The organism is Streptomyces sp. NPDC002870 (assembly GCF_042888505.1).
Lineage (GTDB): Bacteria > Actinomycetota > Actinomycetes > Streptomycetales > Streptomycetaceae > Streptomyces.
Genome location: NZ_JBIAPW010000022.1, coordinates 123203 through 127791, shown reverse-complemented (window position 1 = coordinate 127791; position 4589 = coordinate 123203). Strand labels below are relative to the sequence as shown.

The following is a 4589-nucleotide window of genomic DNA, read 5'->3' as shown; positions in this document are numbered from 1 at the left end:
TGGACCGGCACCTGCACCACCTGCCACCGCCCCCTGCCCAGAACATCCACCACCAGCCAGAACCCAAGAGCCAGAGCAACCTAACGGAGTCCTACGAGGCGGAGCCCCGAAAACCAAGCCCCGCCGGCGATTGAGGCGCCGGGTCCGGGGCGGAGCCCCGGTTGCGGGAAGGGGCGGGTAGGGGAACAGGCCCCGCAGGGACCCGCCCCCTCAGTCCACCACGTCCCGCACCACCGCGTCCGCCAGCAACCGCCCCCGCAGCGTCAGCACCGCCCGCCCATCCTCGTACGGCTCCGCCTCCAGCAGGCCGTCCGACAGCGCCCGCCCCGCCGCCGCGAGGCCCGCCGGGCGCAGCAGTGCCAGCTCGCAGCCCTCTCGCAGGCGGAGTTCCAGCAGGACGCGCTCCACCCGTCGGTCCTCCGGCGTGAGCAGCTCGCGGCCCGCGCCCGGCGACTGTCCCTCCGCCAGCGCCGCCGCGTACGCTCCCGGGTGCTTCACGTTCCACCACCGCACCCCGCCCACATGGCTGTGCGCGCCGGGCCCCGCGCCCCACCAGTCCGCGCCGCGCCAGTACAGCTCGTTGTGCAGACACCGCCCCGCCGCTGAGGTCGCCCAGTTGGAGACCTCGTACCAGTCGAAGCCCGCCTCCCCCAGCACCGAGTCCGCGATCAGGTAGCGGTCCGCGTGTACGTCGTCGTCGGTCATCGGCACCTCACCCCGGCGGATGCGCCGCGCCAGCTGCGTGCCCTCCTCCACGATCAGCGCGTACGCCGATATGTGGTCGGGCCCGGCCGCCACCGCCGCCGCGAGCGACGCGCGCCAGTCGTCGTCGCTCTCCCCCGGCGTGCCGTAGATCAGGTCGAGGTTCACATGGCCGAAGCCCGCCTCCCGCGCCTCCGCGACGCACGCCTCCGGGCGGCCCGGCGTATGTGTGCGGTCCAGCACCTTCAGTACGTGCTGCCGTGCGCTCTGCATCCCGAAGGAGATCCGGTTGAAGCCCCCGGCGCGCAGTTCGGCGAGATACTCCGGATCCACCGACTCCGGATTCGCCTCTGTGGTGATCTCCGCGTCGTCCGCGAGCCCGAATTCGTCCCGTACGGCGTCCAGCATCCGTACGAGATCTCCCGCGGCCAGCAGCGTCGGCGTACCGCCCCCGACGAACACCGTCCGCACCTGCCGCGGGTCGTCGCCCAGCACCTTGCGGGCCAGCCGGATCTCCTCCGCCACCATCTCGGCGTAGTTGTCGCGGGAAGCCAGCACGCCTCCCGAGCCGCGCAGCTCGGTCGCCGTGTACGTGTTGAAGTCGCAGTAGCCGCAGCGCGTCGCGCAGTACGGCACATGCAGGTAGAAGGCGAGCGGCCGGTCCGCGGCGCCCTGGAGCGCGGACGCGGGCAGCGCCCCGTCCTCGGGCATGGGCTCACCATCGGGCAGTACGGAAGGCATGCCCCCCATTGTCCGTCACGTCGTCCGTCACCCCGAACGGCTACTGCGCCTGGAGCACGAGCAGCGCCAGATCGTCCACCGGCGGCGTGTCCGCGAACTCGTACACCGCCTGCCTGATCCGCTCCGCGACCCCCTGCGCGGTGAGCCCCGCGCACCCCGCGAGCACCCGCTCCAGCCCGTCGCCGTCATCGAACATCCGCGCCCCGGAGCGCCGCTCCGTCACCCCGTCCGTGACGCAGAGCAGCGTGTCGCCGGGCTCCAGGTCGAAGGTCTGGCTCTGGTAGGCCACGTCGTCGACGACCCCGAGCAGCACTTGCGGCCGGGCCGCGGTACGCACCCGGCCGTCGGGGCGCAGCAGCAGCGGCAGCGGATGACCCGCGCTCGCGAGGGTGCACCGCACGCCGCCCTGCGGCGAGCGCACCAGCTCGCCGTAGAGCAGGGACAGGAAGCGCGCCTGCGGCCCCTCAGGCACGCCTTGCCCGCCCGCCGCCGCGACCATCAGGGCGGCCGCCTCCGCCGCCTCCATCGCGTCGTCGAGCAGCAGTCCGTTCAGCCGGTCGAGCACCTCGCCCACCTGGTATCCCTCGCGGGCGAGCAGCCGAAGCCACGGCCGGGCGAGGCCGGTGACGACGGCGGCCTCGGGCCCGCTGCCCTGGACGTCGCCGAGCATGAAGCACCAGCGGCCGCCGGAGCCGGCCGGGAAGATGTCGTAGAAGTCGCCGCCCGCGACGCCGTCGTCACTCGGCTCGTAGACCAGGAACCGGTCGATGCCCGGGATCTCGCCGACTTTGCCGGGCAGCAGCCCGCGCTGGAGGACCTTGCTGATGGTGGCCTGCCGGGTGTACTGCCGGGCCGCGCTGATCGCCAGGGCGACCCGCCGCGCGAAGTCCTCGATCAGTGCGGTCACTTCGTCGGGTACGCGCGCCAGGCCCTGGCGTGCCACGAGCAGCGTGCCGAGGCCGCGTCCGCCCGCCACGAGGCGGTAGGCGACGGCTGTGCCCTCCGCCGCGCCCGGCTCGCCGTCGTGCGGCCAGGGGATCGGCACAGGACCATTGCGCGGGGTGTCGGGCAGCAGCGGCGGCTCCTTCTCCAGGGCCTCGCGCAGCTTCTCCATACGGGACTCGTCGCTGTGCCAGACGCGGGCGAGGCGCGACGCCACGCCCGCCGAGCCGCCTGTCCCCCAGCCCGAGCGCCCGGCCTCGCCGTCCAGCCAGATCGCGCACCAGTCGGCGAGCCGCGGCACCAGCAGCTGCCCGGCGAGCGCGGCGACCATGTCCTCGTCGAGCTGTCCGGCGAGCAGGTCGGAGGCTTCGGCGAGGAAGGTGAGCGCCCCGCGGCTCACCCAGTCCTGGTCTTCACGGGCGATGCGCCGCGGCGCGGGGGCGAGGATCTCGGCGGCGCGCAGCCCGCGCTGCAGCGCCGGTTCGCTGCCGGGCAGCGGGCAGGTGTCCCAGCCGTCGACGGGGAGCCGGGCCCAGACGGTCTTGAGGGCGGGGAGGTAGGTGATGCCCCAGCGCTCGGCGAGCGCGCCGACGAGGTGGAGGCCGCGGCCGTACTCGGGGGTGCCGGTGTGGTCCGCGTCGTGCGGTTCGTTCCGTACGGCCCTTGCGGGGTGGTGGTCGGAGACCTCGATCACCAGCGCGGCGGGTTCGCTCTCGGCCGACTCCTCGAGGCGGCAGAGGAGTTCGACGGTGGTGCCCGCGTGTACGACGGCGTTGGTGACGAGTTCGTTGACGATCAGCACGGCGTCGTCGGCGAGCCGGTCGGTACTGTGCTTTCCCGGCGGGCAGCCCGCGGGCCCTCCGCTCCCCGGGCAGAAAGCGCAGGTGGCGAGCAGCCCGAGGTTGGTCCAGTCGGCGAGGGCGGCCCGTACGAAACGGCGCGCGGCGGACGGCGCGAGCGGGTTGCCGGGCAGGCTGGTGCGGGCAATCGACCGGGCGTCGTCCCGTAGTGGGTACAACGGAGTTGAGCGATGGCCGGTGTCGCGCTGCATCGGAATGGGCCCCACAGTGCGGCTCCTGGTCGGTTCTGGCAATGCGCCGCTTATGACACCGACAGAGTGACAGACTGAGCCTGCCCATAAGCGCCGAGTCACCGAAGTGGGCGGATATGAACAAAGATATTGCGTTGTCGCCCGCCCAGCCGGCCTCCGGGCTGCCTGCCCAGCCGCCCGCGGACGGCGCCTGGATCCGTGTCTCGGAACTCCGCCCGCTGCTGGCCGCGATGACGGCATTACGGGACGGCGACTTCCGGATACGGGTGGCGGAAACCCATGAAGGCATGTCCGCGGAACTGGCCGCGATGTTCAATCAGATCGCCGTGCGCAACAAGCACTTCGCGGACGAACTGACACGCGTAGGCCGGGAGGTCGTTCGGCACGGCAGGCTGGACGACCGGCTGGCGGCCAGCCCCGGCCAGGGCGCCTGGACCACCGATGTGAACAGCACGAACGCGCTGCTCGACGCCCTGGTGGTGCCCGCGGCGAACGCCGCCCGTGTGCTGGACGCGGTGGCGGGCGGCGATCTGACCCAGCGGGTCGATCTGCACGACGGCAATCGCCAGTTGCGCGGCGATCTGCGCCGGCTGGGCCGCGCGGTCAACAAGATGGTCGACCAGCTCTCGCTCTTCACGAGTGAGGTGACGCGGGTCGCGCGCGAGGCCGGTACCGAGGGGCGGCTCGGCGGCCGGGCCAAGGTGCAGGGCTTGTCCGGGAGTTGGCGGGATGTGACAGAAGCCGTCAATACGATGGCGTCCCGGCTGACGGCCCAGGTGCGGGACATCGCGGCGGTGACCACGGCCGTGGCGCGCGGCGATCTGACCCGTACGGTCACGGTCGAGGCGACCGGCGAGCTGCTTGAGCTGAAGCTCACCGTGAACACGATGGTCGATCAGCTCTCGGCCTTCGCCGACGAGGTGACGAGGGTCGCCCGCGAAGTCGGCACGGAAGGCCAGTTGGGCGGCCGCGCGCAGGTCCGCGGCGTGTCGGGGGTCTGGAAGGACCTCACGGACAACGTCAACTTCATGGCGTCCAACCTGACGTCCCAGGTGCGCAATATCGCGCAGGTCACCACGGCCGTCGCCAACGGCGATCTGTCGCAGAAGATCACGGTCGACGCGCAGGGCGAGATCCTCGAACTCAAGTCGAC

The 4589-nt window shown here is 72.4% G+C and carries 3 protein-coding genes; 1 reads left to right on the top strand and 2 read right to left on the bottom strand.

Features of this window, described 5'->3' with window-relative positions:
* Positions 1 to 210 precede the first annotated feature (210 nt).
* Both hemW and ACFYWY_RS24975 read right to left on the bottom strand, forming a co-directional pair.
* Positions 211 to 1443, bottom strand: coding sequence for a radical SAM family heme chaperone HemW (gene hemW / locus ACFYWY_RS24980; RefSeq protein WP_389190236.1), 1233 nt, complete (start codon positions 1441 to 1443; stop codon positions 211 to 213).
* Positions 1444 to 1483: 40 nt separating this feature from the next.
* Entirely contained in the window at positions 1484 to 3436 is a 1953-nt protein-coding gene (locus ACFYWY_RS24975) for a SpoIIE family protein phosphatase (RefSeq protein ID WP_389190243.1), read from the bottom strand.
* 230 nt (positions 3437 to 3666) lie between these two features.
* Between ACFYWY_RS24975 and ACFYWY_RS24970 the strand changes: the two genes are divergently transcribed.
* Positions 3667 to 4589, top strand: a 923-nt coding sequence (locus ACFYWY_RS24970) for a HAMP domain-containing protein (protein WP_389190242.1), incomplete at its 3' end; no start/stop codon positions are given.

Excerpts from the sequence above, each read along its gene's own strand:
- hemW (WP_389190236.1), bottom strand. The coding sequence starts at position 1,443 with ATGCCTTCCGTACTGCCCGATGGTGAGCCCATGCCCGAGGACGGGGCG.
- ACFYWY_RS24975 (WP_389190243.1), bottom strand. The coding sequence starts at position 3,436 with ATGCAGCGCGACACCGGCCATCGCTCAACTCCGTTGTACCCACTACGG.